Annotated in this window: 17 protein-coding genes and 1 pseudogene; 8 read left to right on the top strand and 10 right to left on the bottom strand. The window is 70.8% G+C overall.

Annotated features, from left to right (window positions below):
- Positions 1 to 4: 4 nt before the first annotated feature.
- Genes ACFXOA_RS21495 through ACFXOA_RS21485 form a run of 3 tightly spaced genes read right to left on the bottom strand, consistent with a single transcriptional unit; the run spans position 5 to position 3,334 of the window.
- The gene (locus tag ACFXOA_RS21495) at positions 5 to 1,147 is read right to left on the bottom strand and encodes an acyl-CoA dehydrogenase family protein (RefSeq protein WP_385030736.1); all 1,143 of its coding nucleotides are present in this window, start codon (positions 1,145 to 1,147) and stop codon (positions 5 to 7) included.
- A gap of 1 nt (position 1,148) precedes the next feature.
- On the bottom strand, positions 1,149 to 2,183 hold the full coding sequence (locus ACFXOA_RS21490) for an LLM class F420-dependent oxidoreductase (RefSeq protein WP_385030733.1): 1,035 nt from the start codon (positions 2,181 to 2,183) through the stop codon (positions 1,149 to 1,151).
- On the bottom strand, positions 2,183 to 3,334 hold the full coding sequence (locus ACFXOA_RS21485; protein WP_385030730.1) for a CaiB/BaiF CoA transferase family protein: 1,152 nt from the start codon (positions 3,332 to 3,334) through the stop codon (positions 2,183 to 2,185). The genes ACFXOA_RS21490 and ACFXOA_RS21485 overlap by 1 nt, the downstream gene beginning before the upstream one ends.
- A 205-nt stretch (positions 3,335 to 3,539) precedes the next feature.
- Here ACFXOA_RS21485 and ACFXOA_RS21480 point away from each other — a divergent pair, with 205 nt between their 5' ends.
- Complete coding sequence (locus tag ACFXOA_RS21480) at positions 3,540 to 4,730, top strand: saccharopine dehydrogenase family protein (protein ID WP_385030727.1); 1,191 nt, start codon at positions 3,540 to 3,542, stop codon at positions 4,728 to 4,730.
- 24 nt (positions 4,731 to 4,754) lie between these two features.
- On the opposite strand, the gene mmpA is transcribed toward ACFXOA_RS21480, so the two are convergent.
- Complete coding sequence (gene mmpA / locus ACFXOA_RS21475) at positions 4,755 to 4,901, bottom strand: morphogenic membrane protein MmpA (RefSeq protein ID WP_385030724.1); 147 nt, start codon at positions 4,899 to 4,901, stop codon at positions 4,755 to 4,757.
- A 78-nt stretch (positions 4,902 to 4,979) separates the two neighbouring features.
- Entirely contained in the window at positions 4,980 to 5,657 is a 678-nt protein-coding gene (locus tag ACFXOA_RS21470; protein ID WP_385030721.1) for an endonuclease V, read from the bottom strand.
- A 90-nt stretch (positions 5,658 to 5,747) separates the two neighbouring features.
- On the opposite strand from ACFXOA_RS21470, the gene ACFXOA_RS21465 reads away from it, so the two are divergent.
- Positions 5,748 to 6,047, top strand: a complete 300-nt coding sequence (locus ACFXOA_RS21465) for a YciI family protein (RefSeq protein WP_385030718.1) — start codon at positions 5,748 to 5,750, stop codon at positions 6,045 to 6,047.
- 12 nt (positions 6,048 to 6,059) lie between these two features.
- Here ACFXOA_RS21465 and ACFXOA_RS21460 read toward each other — a convergent pair whose 3' ends face one another.
- Positions 6,060 to 6,674: a sugar O-acetyltransferase gene (locus tag ACFXOA_RS21460; RefSeq protein WP_385030715.1), complete on the bottom strand. Its 615-nt coding sequence runs from the start codon at positions 6,672 to 6,674 to the stop codon at positions 6,060 to 6,062.
- Positions 6,675 to 7,025: 351 nt separating this feature from the next.
- On the opposite strand from ACFXOA_RS21460, the gene ACFXOA_RS21455 reads away from it, so the two are divergent.
- Positions 7,026 to 7,442, top strand: coding sequence for an SsgA family sporulation/cell division regulator (locus ACFXOA_RS21455; protein WP_385030712.1), 417 nt, complete (start codon positions 7,026 to 7,028; stop codon positions 7,440 to 7,442).
- 45 nt (positions 7,443 to 7,487) lie between these two features.
- Here ACFXOA_RS21455 and ACFXOA_RS21450 read toward each other — a convergent pair whose 3' ends face one another.
- A complete protein-coding gene (locus tag ACFXOA_RS21450) occupies positions 7,488 to 7,835 on the bottom strand; it encodes a DUF1330 domain-containing protein (RefSeq protein ID WP_385030709.1) in 348 nt (115 codons plus the stop codon).
- 435 nt (positions 7,836 to 8,270) lie between these two features.
- Here ACFXOA_RS21450 and ACFXOA_RS21445 point away from each other — a divergent pair, with 435 nt between their 5' ends.
- On the top strand, positions 8,271 to 9,248 hold the full coding sequence (locus tag ACFXOA_RS21445) for an acyl-ACP desaturase (protein ID WP_385030706.1): 978 nt from the start codon (positions 8,271 to 8,273) through the stop codon (positions 9,246 to 9,248).
- A 313-nt stretch (positions 9,249 to 9,561) separates the two neighbouring features.
- Entirely contained in the window at positions 9,562 to 10,452 is an 891-nt protein-coding gene (locus ACFXOA_RS21440) for a chitosanase (protein WP_385030827.1), read from the top strand.
- Between the two features lie 79 nt (positions 10,453 to 10,531).
- Here ACFXOA_RS21440 and ACFXOA_RS21435 read toward each other — a convergent pair.
- Together ACFXOA_RS21435 and ACFXOA_RS21430 are read right to left on the bottom strand one after the other, a co-directional pair.
- Positions 10,532 to 10,777, bottom strand: a pseudogene (locus ACFXOA_RS21435) (WhiB family transcriptional regulator); the annotation flags it as partial.
- Between the two features lie 105 nt (positions 10,778 to 10,882).
- Positions 10,883 to 11,674, bottom strand: coding sequence for a VOC family protein (locus tag ACFXOA_RS21430; protein ID WP_385030703.1), 792 nt, complete (start codon positions 11,672 to 11,674; stop codon positions 10,883 to 10,885).
- A gap of 209 nt (positions 11,675 to 11,883) precedes the next feature.
- Here ACFXOA_RS21430 and ACFXOA_RS21425 point away from each other — a divergent pair, with 209 nt between their 5' ends.
- On the top strand, positions 11,884 to 14,067 hold the full coding sequence (locus tag ACFXOA_RS21425) for a DEAD/DEAH box helicase (protein WP_385030700.1): 2,184 nt from the start codon (positions 11,884 to 11,886) through the stop codon (positions 14,065 to 14,067).
- Positions 14,068 to 14,081: 14 nt separating this feature from the next.
- Here ACFXOA_RS21425 and ACFXOA_RS21420 read toward each other — a convergent pair whose 3' ends face one another.
- Positions 14,082 to 15,071 carry a multicopper oxidase domain-containing protein gene (locus ACFXOA_RS21420; RefSeq protein ID WP_385030697.1) on the bottom strand — a complete coding sequence of 330 codons (990 nt, stop codon included), beginning with the start codon at positions 15,069 to 15,071 and terminating at the stop codon, positions 14,082 to 14,084.
- A gap of 294 nt (positions 15,072 to 15,365) precedes the next feature.
- Here ACFXOA_RS21420 and ACFXOA_RS21415 point away from each other — a divergent pair, with 294 nt between their 5' ends.
- Together ACFXOA_RS21415 and ACFXOA_RS21410 are read left to right on the top strand one after the other, a co-directional pair.
- Positions 15,366 to 17,810 (top strand): ThuA domain-containing protein, encoded by a 2,445-nt coding sequence (locus ACFXOA_RS21415; RefSeq protein ID WP_385030694.1) that lies wholly within the window; start codon positions 15,366 to 15,368, stop codon positions 17,808 to 17,810.
- On the top strand, positions 17,807 to 20,047 hold the full coding sequence (locus ACFXOA_RS21410) for an OmpL47-type beta-barrel domain-containing protein (protein WP_385030691.1): 2,241 nt from the start codon (positions 17,807 to 17,809) through the stop codon (positions 20,045 to 20,047). Before ACFXOA_RS21415 ends, ACFXOA_RS21410 begins: the two co-directional genes overlap by 4 nt.
- Positions 20,048 to 20,067 lie beyond the last annotated feature (20 nt).

The raw sequence follows: 20,067 nt of genomic DNA, 5'->3' as shown, positions 1-20,067 counted from the left end.
GAGGTCAGGCGAGCAGCGAGCGGCCGATGATCTCCTTCATGATCTCGGTCGTTCCGCCGTAGATGGTCTGGATGCGGCCGTCGGTGAAGGCCTTCGCGACCCTGTACTCGGTCATGTACCCGTAGCCTCCGTGCAGTTGGAGACACCGGTCGGCGACGCGCTTCTGCAGTTCGGTGGCCCACCACTTGGCCATGGAGGCGTGGACGGCGTCGAGGGTGCCCTCGGAGTGGTCGACGATGCAGCGGTCGAGGAAGGTCCGGGTGACGGCGCACTCCGTGGCCATCTCCGCGATCTCGAAGCGGATGTGCTGGAGCTTGGAGAGCGGGCGGCCGAACGCCTCACGCTCCTTGACGTACCGGGTGGTGATCTCCAGGAGGTGTTCGGCGGCGGCGATCCCGGCGACCGCTATGCCCATCCGCTCCTGCGCCAGGTTGGTCATCAGGTGGATGAACGCGCCGTCGAGTTCCCCGAGGAGGTTCTCCTTGGGGACCTTCACGTCGTCGAAGAACAGCTCCGCGGTGTCCTGGGACTTCTGGCCGATCTTGTCGAGGTTGCGCCCCCGCTCGAACCCTTCCGCGCCGCGCTCGACGACGAGGAGCGAGAGTCCTTTCGCGCCGCCTTCGGGCGAGGTCTTCGCCACGACGATCACCAGGTCGGCGAGGATGCCGTTGGAGATGAAGGTCTTCGAGCCGTTCAGGAGCCAGTGGTCGCCCTTGTCCTCCGCGGAGGTGCGGATGCCCTGGAGATCGGAACCCGCACCTGGTTCCGTCATGGCGATGGCGGTGATGATCTCGCCGCTGCAGAAACCGGGCAGCCAGCGGCGCTTCTGCTCGTCGGTGCCCAGGCCGGTGAGGTAGGGACCGATGATGTCGTTGTGCAGGCCGAGCGCCAGACCGGACACTCCGGCCCGGGTGAACTCCTCGGCGAGCACGGCGCTGTAGCGGAAGTCGGGGTTGCCGCCGCCGCCGTACTCCTCGGGGACGGCGAGGCCGAGCAGCCCCTGCCGGCCGGCCGCGCGCCATGCCTCGCGCGAGACGATGCCGTCCTGCTCCCACTGCTCGTAGTGCGGGAGGACCTCCTTCGACAGGAAGGTGCGGACGGTCTCACGGAACGCGTCGTGCTCCTCGGTGAAGATCTGCCGCTGCACTTCAGGCCCCCTGGATCCAGGTCTTGACGGTGGACACGAGCCGCACGGGATCGCCGCCGACGGGCGTGACGTTGAGCATGGTGACGCCGGCCTCCCGGAAGGCCTCGATGCGTTCGCGTACGTAGCCCTCGGGGCCGCAGAGCGTCATCAGCTCGCAGAACTCGGCCGGTACCGCCGCCTCCGCCTCCCTCTTCCTCCCGGAGAGGTAGAGCTCCTGGATGAGGGCGGCCTCCTTCTCGTATCCGTAGGCGACCGCGAGGTCGTTGTAGAAGTTCTTGCCGGGTGCGCCCATACCGCCGACGTAGAGCGCGATCTGCGGGCGGGCGAGGTCCCGCAGGGCGGCGGCGTCGTCACCGATGGCCAGCAGGCCGCCGGCCACGGTCTGCAGCGGGCCGAGTGCCGGGTCGCGCTTCGCGGCTCCCTCGGCGAGGGCCGCGCCCCAGACCTGGGAGGCCTTCTCCGGGATGTAGAGGGTCGGCAGCCAGCCGTCGGCGATCTCCGCGGTCATCCGCACGTTGGCCGGGCCGAGTGAGGCCACGTACAGCGGGACGGTGTCGCGTACCGGCCGGGTGAGGATCTTCAACGGCTTGCCGAGCTTGCCGCCCTTCTCCTTCGGCAGCGGCATGTCCGTGATCCCGTGGTGGTCGATGACCTCGCGGCGCCAGATGCGCCGGCAGAGTTCCACGGTCTCGCGGGTACGGCCGAGGGGCCTGTCGTAGGGCTTGCCGTGCCACCCCTCCACCACCTGCGGGCCCGAGGCGCCGAGGCCGAGGAGCGCGCGGCCGCCGGAGACGGCGTCGAGCCCGGCACCGGTCTGGGCGATGAGGGCGGGGGTGCGGGAGTAGACGTTGAGGATCGCCGCGCCGATCTTCAACCGCTCGGTACGGGCGGCCAGGTATCCCATGAGGGTGGGTGAGTCGAAGCCGTACGCCTCGGCGACCCAGACGGCGTCGAGCCCGGCGGACTCGAGTGCGGCGACCTCGTCGCAGGCGGCGCGCGGGTCGCCCGCGTAGTTCAGCGGCAGGGAGAGTTCCATCAGTGTGCCGTTTCCTTCCCGGTGGCGCGCAGGCCCGGCAGGTCCCAGTCGGCGGCCACGGACTCGCTGTCGGCTCCGGGCAGCGCCGGCCCGGTCCGGACGGAGACCGGCGTCGCCGAGAAGCGGGGCGCGGGTGCGGGCTGGGTGAGGCCGCTGTGTTCCACATAGGTGGAACGTGCGGCAAGATGGGGGTGCCGGGGGGCCTCACGGAGCGAGAGGACGGGCGACACGCAGGCGTCCGCCCCCTCGAAGACCTCGGTCCACTCGGCACGTGTGCGGGTGCTGAACCGGTCGGCCACGAGGGCGCGCAGCTCCTCCCAGCGGGCCGGGTCGTTGCGGTCGGGAGCCTCGTCCCCCAGCCCGAGGAGCCCGGCGAACTCCTCGTAGAAGCGGGGCTCCAGTGCTCCGACGGCCATGTACTGCCCGTCGGACGTCTCGTAGCTGCCGTAGAAGGGGCAGCCTCCGTCGAGGAGGTTGACGCCCCGCCGGTCCTGCCAGCTGCCGGCGGCCAGCATGCCGTGGATCATCGTGGCGAGATGGGCGGCGCCGTCCACGATCGCGGCGTCGACGACCTGCCCGGCGCCTCCCGGTGTACGGGCGTGCTGGAGTGCCGCGAGCACCCCGACGACCAGGTAGAGGGAGCCACCCGCGAAGTCGCCCAGCAGGTTCGCGGGGAGGGCGGGCGCCTCCCCGGATCTACCGATCATGGAGAGGGTGCCGCTGAGGGCGATGTAGCCGATGTCGTGTCCCGCCCGGTCGGCGAGCGGCCCGTCCTGGCCCCAGCCGGTCATCCGTCCGTAGACGAGCCGGGGATTGCGTTCCAGACACGCTTCGGGGCCCACGCCCAGCCGTTCGGCGACGCCCGGCCGGTACCCCTCGATCAGGACGTCGGCCCGCTCCACGAGGTCGAGCACCTTCCCGGCCCCGTCCTCGGCCTTGAGGTCGACCAGGACCGATCTCTTGTTGCGGTTGGTGAGGTCGAAGGCCGGTTCGATCCCGATCACCGATCCTCCGGGGCGGTCGACGCGGACGACGTCGGCCCCCAGGTCCGCGAGGAGCATCGCGGCGAACGGCCCGGGGCCGATGCCCGCCAGTTCGACGACGCGCATCCCGGCCAGCGGGCCCTGCGGCCCCTGTCCTGTCGTTGCCATCAAGCCCCCAGCGGTGTGACACAACTGATGTAACATCGATGATGCTAAGAACGGACCGCGCTCCACACAACCCTTTTGGCCGAGCAAGCGCTTAGTTCTTCGCGATCGATACTCTCGCACCGCGGGACGCCCGGCCGTACGGCGCCACGAGCGCCTCGGCTACCCTCTGCCTGCCACATCGACGCCGGCCCCCGCGGAGGCACGCATGAACAGGCAGAACGGGGCGGAACGCCCCTACGACGTCATACTTTTCGGAGCAACCGGCTTCGTGGGGGCGCTCACCGCCGCCTACCTGGCCGAGCACGCGCCCGAGGGCTGCCGCTGGGCCCTCGCCGGCCGGAACCTCCGCAAGCTCGAACAGTTGCGTGCCCGCCTCGCCGCGGAACACCCGCACTGCGCGGACGTCCCCCTGGTCACGGCGGACGCCGACGACGCGGGCGGCCTGCGTGAACTCGCGGAGTCCGCACATGTGGTGGCCTCGACCGTGGGGCCGTACGTCTGGTACGGCGAGAAGCTGGTAGCCGCCTGCGCGGAGGCGGGAACCGACTACACCGACCTCACCGGGGAGGCCGAGTTCGTCGACCGGATGTACCTGGAGCACGACGCCCGGGCCCGGGAGACGGGCGCCCGGCTCGTCCACGCCTGCGGCTTCGACTCCGTCCCGCACGACCTCGGCGCCTACTTCACCGTGCGGCAGCTCCCCGAGGGTGTCCCGCTGACCGTCGACGGTTACGTCCGCACCAACGCGGTCTTCTCCGGGGGGACGTTCGCGTCCGCCCTCACCGCGATGGGGCGCGGCCCCCAGATGCTGCGGGCCGCGCGGGAACGGCACCTGCACGAACCCCGCACGGTCGGGCGACGGGCTCGGGCCCCGCAGGGGACACCGCACTTCAGCGCCGGGACCGGGACCTGGGCGCTTCCGCTGCCGACCCTGGACCCCCGCGTCGTGGAGCGGTCGGCCAGGCGCCTGGAACGCTACGGGCCCGACTTCCGCTACCGGCACTTCGCCTCGGTCAAGCACCTGCCGATGGCCCTGGGCGGGATCGCGGCCGTGGGGCTGCTGGCGGGCGCCGCCCAGATCCCCGCCGCACGGGACTGGCTCTCGTCCCGGGTCGAGCCCGGGACCGGCCCCGGCGAACAGCGCAGGGGACGAAGCTGGTTCACGGTCCGCTTCATCGGCGAGGGCGGCGGACGACGCGTCCTCACCGAGGTGTCGGGCGGCGACCCGGGCTACGACGAGACGGCGAAGATGCTGGCCGAGGCAGCGCTCGCTCTCGCCTTCGACGACCTTCCGGCGACATCGGGACAGGTCACGACGGCGGTCGCGATGGGCGACGCGCTGCTGGAGCGGCTGCAGGCGGCCGGAATCCGCTTCCGGGTGGCGGCGGTGCGCTGACCCGGCCGACGTCGAACTGCCGGGTCAGAACATCCAGGACGCCAGCGTGACGACCATGGACACGGTCCAGGCGCTTCCCGCCAGGACGCCCAGGGTCATGCCGACGGCGACGCCGCGCTGGGAGAGACGTACGGTTCCGGTGCTCATCCGAGGAGTGCTGTGGTCGATCATGCGTACCAGCCTGCCCCTGATGTTCGACGAGCAACATCCGTACATGTACTCAGTTCGCAACAGATCCCCGGGTCCGCGTCAGGCGGTCGCCGCCCGCAGCGCGGACCGGCACAGGGCGTCCGCCCTCCGGGTGGTCTCCGGCTGACGGAAGTGGCGGGCCAGGGCGAGCGTGTGGGCGCAGGCGTTGCCGAGATCCGTGCGGTGGCCGACGGAGACGAACACGGGCTTGGTCCCCTTCCGGGTGCGCAGCGCCCGGCCCACCTCCTCGTCCCCGTCCATCAGCGGGGACGAGTCGCCGCGTTCGGGTCCGGGCTCGTCGTAGCGGAAGGTGAACGGGTTCTTGGCCACACCGATGACCGGCAGCCCGGTGAGCACACCCAGATGGCTGGCGAGCCCGAACCTCCGCGGATGGGCCTGTCCGTAGCCGTCGCAGACCACGAGCCCGGGATCGACCGGAAGCCGCTCCAGCGCGGCAAGCACGGCCGGCAGTTCGCGGAAGGCCAGCAGGCCGGGGACGTACGGGAAGGTCACGCGGCCCCGCGCGGTGGACTCGGCCACCACCTCCAGGGTCGCCGCGTCCAGCACGACGGCCGCGGCGGCGACCAGGTCCCGCTCGTCGTCGTAGGCGACGTCGACGCCGGTGACCCGCCCCGTCCCGGGCGTGGGACCCGGCTCGTCGAGCACCACCCGCCCGCGCAACTCGTCCTGGACGGCGCGGGCTTCGGCCTCGTCGGCGGGCATCCGGAAGATCGTCATGACCGGTCAGTGTAAGGACCCGCCCACAGACCCCGGTGGGGGTGCCGCGTCAGCCGGGGCGGGCCCGCGCACGGCGGTACTCTGGCGATCATGTTCGTACTCGAGTTGACCTACACCGCGCCGGTCGAGCACGTCGACGCCCTCATGGCGGAGCACGTCGCCTGGCTGGACGGGCAGTACGCGGCAGGGGTGTTCATCGCCTCCGGGCGCAAGAACCCGCGTGACGGCGGAGTGATCCTCGCCGTGGGCGACGACCGTGCCGAGATCGAGAGGATCGCCGCCTCCGATCCGTTCGCGGCGCACGAGGTGTGCGCCTACCGCATCACCGAGTTCGTCGCGACGAAGACCTCGGAGCCGCTCGCGCCGTACCGTCAGCAGCCGCCCGCCTGAGGGCTCCGCGGCTCATTGCCGGGGCGGACCGGCTGCCGTACGCGTGGTGAGGTCGTCGTCCGTGATGGCACGGACCACCCGGCACGGCGCCCCCACCGCGACGGTCATCGGCGGGACGCTGCGGCTGACGACGCTGCCGGCGCCGATGACCGACCCGTACCCGATGCGGACGCCCGGCAGGATCACCGCGTTGCTGCCGATCCACACCTTGTCCTCGATCACGATCGGCTCGGAGAACCGGCCGAAGTCCACGCGGCGCGAGGGGTGCACGGGGTGCCCCGTCGTGGTCAGGGTGACGCCGGGAGCGATCATGACGCCATGGCCTACGCGGATCTCGACGTCGTCGACGAACGTGAGGTTGACGTTCCCGAAGAAGTCGTCACCGATGTGGACGTTGCTGCCGAACGCGGCGTGGAACGGCGCCAGCAGCACCGGACGCGCCCCGACGGAGCCGAGGATCCGGGCCAGGAGCTCCCTGCGTCTCTCCTCCTGGCTCGGTGGCGTCCGGTTGTACTCGAAGATCTGGTCCGTCCGCCGCTGCGGGGACAGGAAGCCCGCCTCCGACTCCGTGTAGACGAGCCCTTCCGCGATCCGGGCGAGAACTTCCTTCTCATGAGCATCCGTCACGGGGGAACGATCCCTTCGTCCATGGTGCCGGAACCGCCCGCACAGGGCGCTCGCCCCGGTCCGCACCGACCCGTCCGGGGGGTGCGCGCGGCCGGTCCGGCGGTCGGCGCCGCGACGGGGCGAAGGCCTCACGCCCGGCGCCCCGTTCCCCCGTCCGGTCTCCATCGCGCTGGAAGCTAGCCCACCGGGCGCCTCCGGGTCCAGGGTGCGCCGCGCGAAACGGGGCAGTCGATCAGGTGGAGGGTGCGGGCGGTGACGCAGCTCACTCCTTCCGCCAGTGCACGGATGGGCGCGTTCCGTCGTCTACTCCAATGCCGGGAACCGTTCGTCCGAGGCGAGAGGGAGCAGTTCTTGTCCAGCGTTATCGAGCACTCCGTGCAGGCCCGCATGGTCGCGTCCGCACCGCGTATGGAGACCCTGCCCGCCACCCTGCACTACGACCGCAGCGACCCCTTCGCCGTCCGCATGGCGTTCCCGGGCCCGGCGACCCTCGAAGGAACCGAGGTTTCCTGGGAGTTCTCCCGCGAGCTGCTCCTCACGGGCATGGACACGCCCTCCGGGATCGGAGACGTCCGGGTCCGCCCGTTCGGCTACGACCGTACGGTGCTGGAGTTCCACGCGGCGGAGGGCATCGCCATGGTGCACGTCAGGACGTCCGAGCTGCGCCGTTTCCTCACGCGGGCGCAGGAGTTGGTCCCGGTGGGCGAGGAGGCACTCTTCCTGGACCTGGACGACGATCTGACCGACCTGCTCGGCGGGTCCGCCTGAGAGAGCACGCCCCGCGTCCGGCGGCTCCCTCAGGCGGAGCCGGGGCTACTCGGCGGGAAGGGCCTCGCGCATGGCCTTGGCGGTGGCGGCCGGGTCGTAGCCCTCGGGGACGCCTTCGACCAGGATGATGTCACCCTCGATGTGCCGCGAGCGCAGTGGTGCGATCTCCTGGTACGCGGGCGAGTCCCACCAGGCCCGCGCCTCGATGATTCCGGGGAAGCCGATCACCACGACGTGTCCGGGCCAGCTGCCCTCCTTCACCTCGTGCTGTGCGGCGTGTACGAGGAAGCGGCCGCCGTGCGGTTCGAAGGTGGCGGTGATGCGTTCGACGTACTCCGCGATCTCGGCTGCCGGGGCTGCCTCTTGCAGGTGGGCTATGGCATAGGCGGGCATGGGGTCCTTCCGGCCGGTCGGGCTCCGTACGCCGACGACTATGACACGCCGGAACCGAGGACGGCCCTTGTTTCGTCTCGGGCTCGCGACCGGCGCCCACGGGGTCCGGCCGGCGTCGCGCGTGCGCTTACGGGTCCCTGCGCACGGCCTCGGGGCCCGCTCCCGCCCGGTCCGGTCCGGACCCCCGACGGGATTCGCCGACGAGGCGGCATACGGGGCATGTAAGTACAAAACCGGCATCCGAACCGTAGGTGTGGCGAAACGGTCGACCCCGCACTCGCCCTGTTCTCGAGAAATCACCACCGACCTGCGCAGATGACCGTGAGTGAACGGAACCGACGAGGACGGGGCTTGGCTGGGGCCTTACCGTCGCCTTAACCTACGGTCACGTAACCTACGAAGCCGTAGGTAAATCTCCCGTCCCCAGGAGCACCCGTGACGATCACCTCTCCCCACCTCGGCAGTTCGAAGGCGTGGACGGACGCCCAGCTGCTGTACGCGCTGGAAGAGGTGGTGGAGAAGGAACTCAACCGCCATCTCAAGGTCGCCAAGGACTGGATGCCCCACGAGTACGTACCGTTCTCCGACGGCCGGAACTTCCCCGGCCTGTTCGAGGACGGGGAGGCGTGGGAGACCGGCCAGTCCAAGGTCACCGACATCGGTCGCATCGCCCTCGTCGTGAACCTGCTGACCGAGGACAACCTGCCCAGCTACCACCACGAGATCGCCTCCCTCTTCGGCCGCGACGGCGCCTGGGGGACCTGGGTGCACCGCTGGACCGCCGAGGAGGGCCGGCACGGCATCGTGATGCGCGACTACCTGCTCACCTCGCGCGCCGTGGACCCTGACAAGCTGGAACAGTTCCGCATGGCGCACATGGCCGAGGGCTTCGAGTCCGACAACCGCCACTCCATGCTGCACTCCGTGGCGTACGTCGCGTTCCAGGAGCTCGCGACCCGCGTCTCCCACCGCAACACCGGCCACCAGTCGGGGGACCCCGTCTGCGACCGGATGCTGGCCCGGATCGCGACCGACGAGAACCTGCACATGGTCTTCTACCGCAACCTGCTGGGCGCGGCCTTCGATCTCGCCCCCGACCTCACGATGCAGTCCGTACGCGACGTGGTGGTCAACTTCCGTATGCCCGGGCACGGTATGCCCGGATTCGAGCGGGCCGCCGCCCAGATGGCCATCGGCGAGATCTACAACATGCGCATCCACCACGACGACGTCATCCAGCCCGTGCTGCGCTACCTGAAGGTCCTGGACATCGACGGCCTCGGCCCGGAGGGGCTCAAGGCGCAGGAGGAACTCGGGCTGTACATGAACGGCCTGGACAGCGAGGCGTCCAAGTTCGACGAGAAGCTGGCGGCGCGCAAGGCCCGCATGGCCGCCCGGGCGGCCCAGGGCTGAACAGGGGCCGCAGGCCGGGCCGGGCTCGGGATCCGCTCCCCGATCCGCCGGGCGGCCGCCCGTCCAGCACCTGACCGGCGCCGGTACGAGTGCCGGCAGGGCCCCGGAAGCGGGGGGGGGGGGGGGCCCGCGGGCCGGAGTCACGAACCCCCCCCCGCCCCCGCGGGGGGCCCCCCCGCCCCCCACCTCCCCGCCCCGGGGAGGCGGCCCGGCCGGCCCCCGGACGCGGGGCCCGCGCCCCGCGACCCCCGCTTCTTCGCTCCCGGGCTGCCCCCATGGATTCACGGAACGTACTCTGTGCCCCGTGAAACCTGTGACTCGTCTTGTCCTTCTCGGTGCGCCGGTCGCCATCATCGCTTCGATCGTGTTCGGCGGCGGCGACTCGGAGCGGCCGACGATCACCCAGCAGGGGCCCGGTCCTTCGAAGACCGGATCGGCCGCGCCGGAGGCGGCCGAGGAGGCCGACGAGCACGCCGACGAGATCGACGCGCTGCCGCCCGGTCTCGCCGCCCCGGCCATGAAGGAGATCGCCTCCCGGCTGGTGTCCAGCGCCGAGGCGTCAACCCTGGACTGGCGCAGCCAGTACGGGGCGATCGAGGACATCGGCGACGGCGCCGGCTACACGGCGGGCACCATCGGGTTCTGTTCCGGCACGAACGACATGCTTCAGCTGGTCGAGCGCTACACGGAGGACCACCCGGACAATCCTCTCGCCCCGTTCCTGCCCGCTCTGCGCGCGGTGGACGGCACGGACTCGCACGAGGGGCTGGACCCCGGCTTCACCGACGCCTGGCGCAGGGCCGCGCGGGACCCCGCGTTCCGCGAGGCCCAGGACGCGACGCGCGACCGGCTGTACTTCGAGCCCGCCGTCCGGCTGGCGAAGATGGACGGCCTCGGCACGCTGGGCCAGTTCGTGTACTACGACGCGATGGTGCTGCACGGGCCCGGCGTCGAGGCGGACGGTTTCTACGGAATCCGCGACGCGGCCATGGCTGCGGCCGACACCGCCGCGGAGGGCGGCGACGAGACGGCCTATCTGAACGCCTTCCTCGACGCGAGCCGCACGGCGATCAAGGCCCGCAAGGTGCAGCGCGACACCACACGGATCGACACGGCGCAGCGGGTGTTCCTGCGCGAGGGCAATCTCGGTCTGGAGAAGCCCCTGGTGTGGCAGGTCTACGGTGAGACGTTCCGGATCACCTGACGGGGCGTGGGCGAGCGCCGCGCCCGGGCGGCCGTACCGCTCCATCCGCAGGTGACGCCCCCGCTGACGTCACCTGCGCTCGGTCCGTGCCCTCTCTGCGCAGCCGCTCGCGTTCCTTCTCGGAGAGCCCTCCCCAGACGCCGAACCGCTCGTCGTGCGCGAGCGCGTACTCCAGGCAGGCCAGCCGCCCTTCGCAGGCGTTGCACAACTGCTTGGCCTCACGGGTGGAACTGCCCGGAGCCGGGAAGAAGAACTCGGGGCCGGCCTGCGCACACAGCGCGGTCTCCTGCCAGGCGAGCTCATCGGTCATGGTGTTGGTCGGCATGCGTCACACCGTGCCCGGTCCCGATAAACATGTGATCAACGAGCGTTCAACGCCTGGGCCGGAGAGGCCGGTCACCACGCCGGGAGGGGCGGGCGAGGCACGTGGTCATCCCATCGGAGCCGGCTTGATCACCGCGAACACCGCGCCCGCGGGGTCGGCGAAGGTGGCGATCCTGCCGACCTCCGGTACGTCGGTGGCGTCCATGGTGACCTCTCCTCCCAGCCGTGTCACGGAGGCGGCCGCGGTGTCGGCGTCGTCCACGGCGAAGTAGGGAAGCCAGTGCGGGCCCACAGCCGCCTGGACCGGCACCTGGTCGATCCGCACGAGCGCGCCGAAGGCGGAGCCCTCGCGCTCGCCACCGGCTGGGCGGACCGTCGTGTACGGGCCGCTCGGATAGGTCATCTCCTGCGTCTGCCATCCGAAGACCGTGTGGAAGAACGCCGCCGTGGCGGGCACGTCCGGGGTGTACAGCTCGGACCAGATCAGCGATCCCGACTCCATGACCACCCCGAGTCCCGGGTTGGTGCCCGGCTGCCAGACGCCGAAGTAGGCGCCCGTGCTGTCGGTGAAGCCGCCCATGCGCCCGTAGTCCAGGACGTCCATCGGCGCGAAGGCGGCGGTGCCGCCGGCCCGCTCGACCGTGCGCGCGGTGGCGTCGGCGTCCGGGGTCTGGAAGTAGACCGTCCAGGCCGGCTTCCCCTGTTCCCGCGGCACGGTCATGACGCCGGCGACCGTCCTGCCCCCCAGCTGGTAGGTGCCGTACCCACCGGTCTCGGGCCCGCCGGGTACGAGTTCCCAGCCGAACAGGCCCCCGTAGAACTCGGTGGCGGCGTCCAGGTCGGGCGTGCCGAGGTCGATCCAGTTGGGGGCGCCGGTGTCGAACGAGGGGTCGGGCATGGCGGTGTACTCCTTCGGCGAGTCCCGTGGCCTGGGGGCCGTACCGCGATTCCGGGCGGGGCCCCTCAGTCGGTCGTGTCGGACCGGAGATGACGCATTTCTCCGAGTCTCGCACCCGGCACCGGCGACCGCGGTCCCGCCATGCCGTGCGGTCCTGCGGGAGGCTCGTGGGACGATGGCCCCGTCGCGGCGGGAACAGAAGGACGTACATGACTCAGGCCGGACCCACGGGCGGGGCACCCTCGGGAAAAGCGGCCCGCGCGCTGCTCGGCGAAGCGGGGGAGCTCGCCTCGGCTGCCCGCGCGGTGCTCGACGACCGTCACGGAGCTGTCGAGGCCGCACGCGCCGCACTCACCCCCCTGCTCGATGCCCTGGTGGACGACGAACTGGCGTCCATCCCCGTGTCCCGGCTCGCGGAGGTGACCGAGGGCCGGCTCCGGCTCGGCGCACTGGAGCAGGCCGGCTACGCGACGGTCGGCCGGGTGCACGGAGCCGGACGCTACGAGCTCCGCCAGATCCCCGGAGTCGGCGCGCAGACCGCGGACCAGGCTCTGGCCGCGGCCCACCAGATCGCGCACGCGGTACGGGACACCGTCGCGCTGCGCATAGACATGGCCGACGCCCCGGACGCCGCCACCACCGCCCTTCTGGTCGCCGCCCACCGGCTGGTGGAGGGCGGGCCGGAGGTACGCCGGGCCGCCGAGGACGCGCGGCGCCTCACGGATGAACTCGAACCGCTGCTCACCGCTGCCGCCCCGGCCGCGAGCCGGCTGCGGATGCTGTTCGCGGGACGGGAGGCCGCCGCCCGGGCCAGGACGGCCCTCGCCTCCGTACGGGCGGTGACGCGGAACGCCGCGGAGCGGGAGCTGCGGACCCGCTTCGCCCAGGCCTCCGTCGACCTGCTCCGGGGCTCCGCGTCCGGGCCCGAGGCCTGGGTGGACTTCGAGCTGCGCCCGGCCGAGTACTACAGCCTGCTCGCCGAGTTGTCGGGCAGCGGCCCGGACCGGGACGCGGCGGAGGGCTTCCTGCCCTCCGCCATCGCGGACCGGGTGCGCGGTCTGCGGCTGGACGACTCGTGCCTGCGGGTGTCGCTGCGCGGGTACCAGTCCTTCGGCGCACGGTTCGCACTGGCCCAGAAGCGGGTGATCCTCGGCGACGAGATGGGACTCGGCAAGACCGTTCAGGCCATCGCGGCGCTGGCGCATCTCGCGGGCGGGGGCGAGACCCACTTCCTGGTGGTGTGCCCGGCGAGCGTGCTCATCAACTGGCGGCGTGAGGTGGCCGGGCGCTCGACCCTGCGCGCCGTCGCGGTGCACGGTCCGGAGCGGAGCGGCGCTTTCGCCGAATGGTGCGAACGGGGCGGGGTCGCCCTGACCACGTTCGACGCGCTGGCGGCCCTGCCCGACTCCCCCGGTGCCGGCGTCAGGCCCGGCATGGTGGTGGTGGACGAGGCACACTTCGTGAAGAACCCCGCCACCCGGCGCTCGCAGGCCGTGGCGGGGTGGACGGGGCACACGGAACGGGTGCTGTTCCTCACCGGTACTCCGATGGAGAACCGGGTGGAGGAGTTCCGGAGCCTGGTCCGCCAGTTGCGGCCCGAACTCGCGCCGCTCGTCACCTCCACCCATGGCGTCGCCGGCTCGCACGCCTTCCGCAAGGCCGTCGCGCCCGCCTACCTCCGCCGGAACCAGGCCGACGTCCTGGCCGAACTCCCGGTGCTGGTACAGGCGGACGAGTGGGAGGAGTTCTCACCCGCGGATCTGGAGGAGTACCGGCAGGCCGTCGGCTCGGGGCACTTCATGCGGATGCGCCGCGCGGCCTACGCCCGGCCCGAGACGTCGGCGAAGCTGAACCGGCTGCGCGAGATCGTCGCGGAGGCCGAGGGGAACGGGCTGAAGGTCGTGGTGTTCTCCTACTTCCGTGAAGTGCTGGGTGCGGTGCGGGAGGCCCTGGGGGACGGGGTGTTCGGGCCCGTCTCGGGCAGGATCCCGGCCGCACGCCGTCAGGAGATGGTCGACACCTTCGGCGCGGTGGACGGGCACGCCGTGCTGCTGAGCCAGATACAGGCGGGTGGAGTCGGCCTCAACATCCAGGCCGCCTCCGTGGTCATCCTGTGCGAGCCCCAGATCAAGCCGACCATGGAGCACCAGGCGGTGGCCAGGGCCCACCGTATGGGGCAGATACGGAGTGTGCGGGTCCACCGGCTCCTGGCCGCGGACAGCGTGGACCAGCGGATGCTGGACCTCCTGGCACGCAAGGACCGGCTCTTCGACGACTACGCCCGGCGAAGCGACGTGGCGGAGGCGACGCCCGACGCGGTCGACGTGTCGGACGGGGCCCTCGCCCGGCGCATCGTCGAGGAGGAGCAGGCCAGGCTGCGGCAGCGGGTCTGACGGCGGGCCTCCGGTCAGTGCTGGTGCTCCTCCGCGGCGCCCGCCGCGTGGTGCGGCGGGTCGTAGCCGGGGACCGTACCGTCCGCCTTGGCGACGAGCAGCAGGCCCGCCATCCCCATGTCGGAATGGCTCTGGACATGGCAGTGGTACATCCAGGCGCCGGCACCCACGTGTTCGCCCGCGATGATCTGGAAGCCGAAGGAGTCCGCGGGGCCGCAAATCTTCGTGTCGATGACGCGGCTCGGGTCGTCGGGTCCGGTGAGCAGGCCCGTCCGGTTGTCGGCCCAGCGGTGCCCGTGGATGTGGAACGTGTGGTAGTACTCGCCGTGCGTGATCATGACGACCTCGACCCGGTCGCCCACGGTGGCCTCGAAGTCGGGGCTCTCGTGGGCGGCCTTGTTGTTGATCGTCATGTCGTTGAAGACGATGGTGATCGTCCTGTCCGGCAGGACGTCACCCTTGCGTCGTACGACGAGCGGCCCGTACAGGCCCTTGCGGATGCCGCCCGTGCCGTGGTCGGTGCCGACGACGTGGTCGTGGTAGTGCCAGTAGCCCGCGCTGCCCGCCTGCCAGGTGCCGTCCTTCCGGCGCCCCGGGGCGTGGGTGCGCCAGGTGTAGGTCCGGGTGCCGCCCGGTTCGACGTGGCTGCGGTTCATCCGGGTGCCGTCGCTCGCGACGTCGTAGTCCACGCCGTGCACGTGGAGGCTCGCGTCGACGTCCGTGGTGTTCTCGAATTCGATGTGCAGGGTGTCGCCCTCGACGATCTCGATGAGCGGTCCGGGCACGGTCGCCTTGCCCTTCTCCAGGCCGTAGCCCATCGAGCCGTCCGCCAACGTCTCGGCGTACAGCTTGAGATGGCGGACGGCTCCTCCCGCGGGTGCCGTCTTCACCGGGCTCTCCGCGGACGTGGCCTGCACCGCCCCGAGTGACATCGATGTCATCCCGGTGGCCGCCGCCACTCCCCCGCCCACCAGCAGCCTGCGGTTGAAGGTCCTTCGGTCCATGTCGAACTCCCCACTGAGAGAAGGAAACTGACGCGCTGCTCCTCGGACGGCCCACACCGTAGCCGGGGGTTCCGTGTTTATCCACACTCAGGACAAAGTTCGTTCGATTGCTGCCATACCTATTGGCGGGTCGCGAAAAGAGGTCTAGCTTCATGCGCTGTCGCAGTGACCACAGAGGTGCGATGACACGAGAAGTGACCGGAGAAGTGACGGAAGTGACCCAGAGGGGTGGGTGACCACATGCAGCGCACACCACATCACAGGTCCAGATCGCGCCGCGGGATCGCGGCGGCCATGGCGGTCGGGAGTCTGACCGCCTCCCTGCTCGCGGGCAAGGCTGCCACGGCGAGCCCTCATCCGGATCCCGGGCTGAAGGAGCGGGTGGCGACAACGTTGTCCCTGCCCTCACCTCCCGGTGGGGCCGACGTCAAGGTGCTGGTGTTCCACGCTTCGGCGGGCGAGGAGCCGCCGACCGTGGACGCGGGCATCGCCGCCATCGAGAAGATCGGGCTGAGCGGCCCCGCCGCCGGCCGGTTCAAGACGGTGGCCACCGACGACGCGAGTGTCTTCACCAAGGGCAGGCAGCTCGGCAAGTACAACGCGGTGGTCTTCCTGACCGGCGGCGGCGATGTCCTCGACCCGGAGCAGGAGGCGGGCCTGGAGGCCTACATGGAGGCCGGGGGCGGCTTTCTCGGCATCCACGACGCGGCGCGCACCGAACCGTACTCGGACTGGTTCACCGGCCTGGTAGGCGCCCGGCCGGCCTCGGGAAGCCCCACCTCGGTGCAGCGCGCCACGGTGGAGGTCGGCGACCGCCTCCACCCCGCGACGAAGAACCTCCCGCTGGAGTGGAAGCGGCCGGACAAGTGGCTGAACTGGAAGGACAACCCGTCCGGCGACGTGCACACCGTCGCCAGGGTCCGCGAGATCACCTACTCCCCCGGCGAGAGCGCCAACGGCTGGGACCACCCGGTCTCCTGGTGCCGTGACTACGACGGCGGACGCTCCTTCTACACCGCGATGGGCGGGACGGCCGAGAGCTTCGCGGAGACGGACTTCCGGGACCACCTGCGCGGAGCGCTGGCCTGGACGAGCCGGATCTCGCAGGCGGACTGCAAGGCCACGATCGACTCCAACTACACGGCCGAACGCCTCACCCAGCCCAACCAGCCCGGGCAGAACGACCAGATCGGCGAACCCCACGGGCTGGTCACCGCGAAGGACGGACGGGTCTTCTACATCGGCCGCGGCGGCGCGGACAGCAGTGTCCCGGTGGTGACCGACTGGAAGGACCCGGACGTCGGCAAGGGCGAGGGCGAGATCCACGTCTACGACCCGGCCACCAAGAAGGTCACCCTGGCCGGGGAGCTCAGCGTCTTCGGCAACAAGGGCGGCGGCGACGAGCTGGTCAAGGTGGAGGAGGGCCTCCTCGGCATCGAGCTGGACCCGGACTTCGCCACCAACGGCTGGGTGTACCTGCACTACACACCGCACGCGAAGATCGACCGCGACAAGCAGATGGCGGTGCGGCAGGTCTCCCGCTTCACGTTCGACCGGTCCACGAACAAGCTGGACATGGCGTCCGAGAAGGTCCTGCTGAGCTGGCCGGTCCAGATCCACAGCTGCTGCCACGCGGGCGGCGGCATGGCGTGGGACTCGAAGGAGAACCTGTACATCGCGACGGGTGACAACAACTCCTCCGGATTCAGCGACGGTTACTCGGGCAACAACCCGGAGCCGAACTACAAGGGCGTCTCCTTCGCCGATGCCCGGCGTACCGCGGGCAACACCAACAACCTCAACGGCAAGATCCTCAGGATCCACCCGGAGGACGACGGCACGTACACCCTGCCGGAGGGCAACCTCTTCACCGGCAAGGAGCCGGACGAGGGCGGCGGGAAGACCCGCGGCGAGATCTATGTGATGGGGGTGCGCAACCCCGCGCGCATCTCGGTCGACAAGTCGACGGACACCCTCTACGCGGGCTGGGTCGGCCCCGACGCCGGTGAGCCCAGCACGACCTGGGGTCCCGCGAAGTACGACACCTTCGCGGCGATCACCAAGGCCGGAAACCACGGCTGGCCCTACTGCATGGGCAACAAGCAGCCCTACCGGGACCGCAACCTGCCCGACCCGTCGAAGCCTCTCGGCTGGTACGACTGCGACGCCCCCCGCAACGAGTCGCCCAACAACGACGGTCTGGTGAAGCTTCCGCCGGTCACGTCGAACACCATCTGGTACTCCCCCCAGGGCGGCGGCGTCGACTACCCGCGTGACGCCGACGGCATCCCGAGCTACGAGGTGAAGGACCAGAAGGAGCTCCTGCCCTGGCTGAAGGGCGGCGGCCAGGCCACGATGAACGGCCCGGTCTACCGCTACGACGCGGCGAGCACGAGCGAGGCCAAGTGGCCGGCGTACTGGGACGGGAAGTGGTTCGTCGGGGACTTCTACGACGACACCCAGCCCCGTCACGCAGTGCTGACGGATCCGAGGACGGTCGGCAAGGGCGGCCTGCCCACCCACGCCGAGTCGCTGAAGAAGATCATCCCGGTCGGCGCCGACGGCATCCGCAACCTCATGGACTGGAAGTTCGCCCCGGACGGTTCGCTCTACGTCCTGGACTACGGACGCGGCTTCTTCACCTCCGACTCCAAGTCCGCGCTGTGGCGCGTGACCTACAAGGGCGGCGGGCCGACCCCGGCAGCCGCGGACCTGGCCAGGAAGGCGGCAGCGCAGTGAGACGTCCCTCCCCCCTCACCCGAGGACGGCACGGGCCCGCCCGGTGGTGGCTCGCCCTGCTCGGTTCGTTCCTGATGGTCCTCGGACTGACCTCGACCGCGGCGTACGGCCGCGAGGCGGGCCGCACCGCGGCAGCCGCCGACCAGGTCCTCAACTGGACCGCGGGCGATCCCATCGACCACTACCTGACGGCGCCGAAGACGGCTGTGGCCGGCGCGGCGACCATCGTGTTCGAGAACAGCGCCGCCACCGGCAACACCTCGGGCATGCCGCACACCCTGACCTTCAGCGTGTCCGACCCGGAGTTCAACAGCGATGTCGCGGTGAACATCCTGGCCAATCCGAGTGACAGCGAAGGCGGCAAGCACAGCGTCGAGGTCACGCTCACGCCCGGCCGGTACTTCTACCACTGCACGATTCCCGGCCACGGCTCGATGCAGGGCGTCCTGACGGTCACCGAGGACGGAGGCGGCGGCGAGGACACCACCGCTCCGGAGACGTCGGCGACGGTGGACGGCGACAAGAACGCCGACGGCGCGTACGTCGGCCAGGCGACCGTCACCGTGGCGGCCACCGACGAGGGTTCGGGTGTCGGCACCGTCGAGTACGCGCTCGGTGCCGACGGTGAATGGCAGCCCTACACCGCGCCGGTCGTGGTGGACCAGGTGGGAGAGCACACCGTCCGCTACCGCGCCACCGACAAGGCGGGCAACGCCGCTGCCGAGAAGTCCGTCGACTTCACGGTGGCCGCGCCGGACACGGACGACACGACGGCGCCCGAGACATCGGCGACCGTGTCGGGCGAGAAGGACGACGCCGGCGCGTACCTGGGCATGGCCACGGTCACCGTGACCGCCTCCGACACCGGATCCGGCGTCAACACCATCGAGTACGCGATCGGGCCGGACGGCGCCTGGCAGGCGTACACCGCCCCGGTGATGGTGCACGAGGTGGGAGAGCACACCGTCCGCTACCGCGCCACCGACAAGGCGGGCAACGCCGCCGCCGAGAAGTCCGTCGGCTTCACGGTGGCCGAGCCCCAGGCGCAGGACACCACACCGCCGGAGACGTCGGTCGTGGTCACCGGGGACAAGAACTCCGACGGTGCCTTCATCACCAGCGCGAAGGCCGAGGTGACCGCGACGGACGCGGACTCGGGCGTGGAGAAGGCCGAGTACTCCCTCGACGGCGGCCCGTACCTCGCGTACACCACCCCGGTCATCGTCGACCGCGTCGGCCGTCACACCTTCGCCCACCGGGCGACGGACAAGGCGGGCAACACCTCGGAGGCGAAGCAGTCCTCGTTCACCGTCGCCGAGAGCGGCGGCGTCCCGGCGCCGAACTGCCCGGAGTACGACGAGCGGCGCACCGTCATCGTGGGCACGGTCGACACGGGTGTTCCCAACCGCCTCACCGGCAACCGCTGCACCATCAACGAACTGATCGAGGACGAGAAGGACTGGTCCTCGCACGCCCTGTTCCTCAAGCACGTCGACAAGGTCCTGGACAAGCTGCTCTCCGACGGGGTCATCGACACCCGGGAGCACAGGAAGATCTACCGGGCCGCCAAGCAGTCGGGCATCGGGACGCCCGGTCAGGACGAGGGCTACCGCAAGCTCTTCGACGGAACCGCCGCGTCGCTGGCCAGGTGGGAACAGGTCGGCGGGGGCGCGTTCGGGCTGAACGCGGAGGAGGGGTCGATCACCAGCTCCACCACCGTGGACGGCATGGGAATGCTGTGGTTCCCGGCCCGGCAGTACGGGGACTTCTCGCTCAAGCTCCAGTGGCGGGACGACGCCCCGGGGACGGGCAACGCCAACGGCGGGGTCTTCGTCCGCTTCCCCGGCGTCCACGACCACCCGGAGGAGTCCAGCCCGGAGTGGGTCGCCATCAAGTACGGCCATGAGATCCAGGTCAACGACCGGCCCGACGGCGACATGTACAAGACCGGTTCCGTGTACGGCTTCGACCGGGTCGGCCTGGGCGGCGCCGGGGTCACCCCGAAGGGCACCTGGAACGACTACGAGATCCGGGTGGTGGACCAGCACTACGAGATCTACCGCAACGGTGTCCTGCTCAACGAGTTCGACAACACCGGTGGCCAGCTGTTCGAGCCCCCGCGGGACGACGACCCCGGTACGGACGGCCGGCGGTACGCCTCCGGGTACATCGGACTCCAGGTCCACAGCACCACGGACGTGATCTCCTACCGGGACATCCGCATCAAGGAGCTGTAGGGTCCGGCTCCGCCCGGGGG

It is taken from the genome of Streptomyces sp. NPDC059166 (genome assembly GCF_042755185.1).
Lineage (GTDB): Bacteria > Actinomycetota > Actinomycetes > Streptomycetales > Streptomycetaceae > Streptomyces.
The sequence above is the reverse complement of the archived record's forward strand: the minus strand, read 5'-3'. Positions and strand labels throughout refer to the sequence as shown.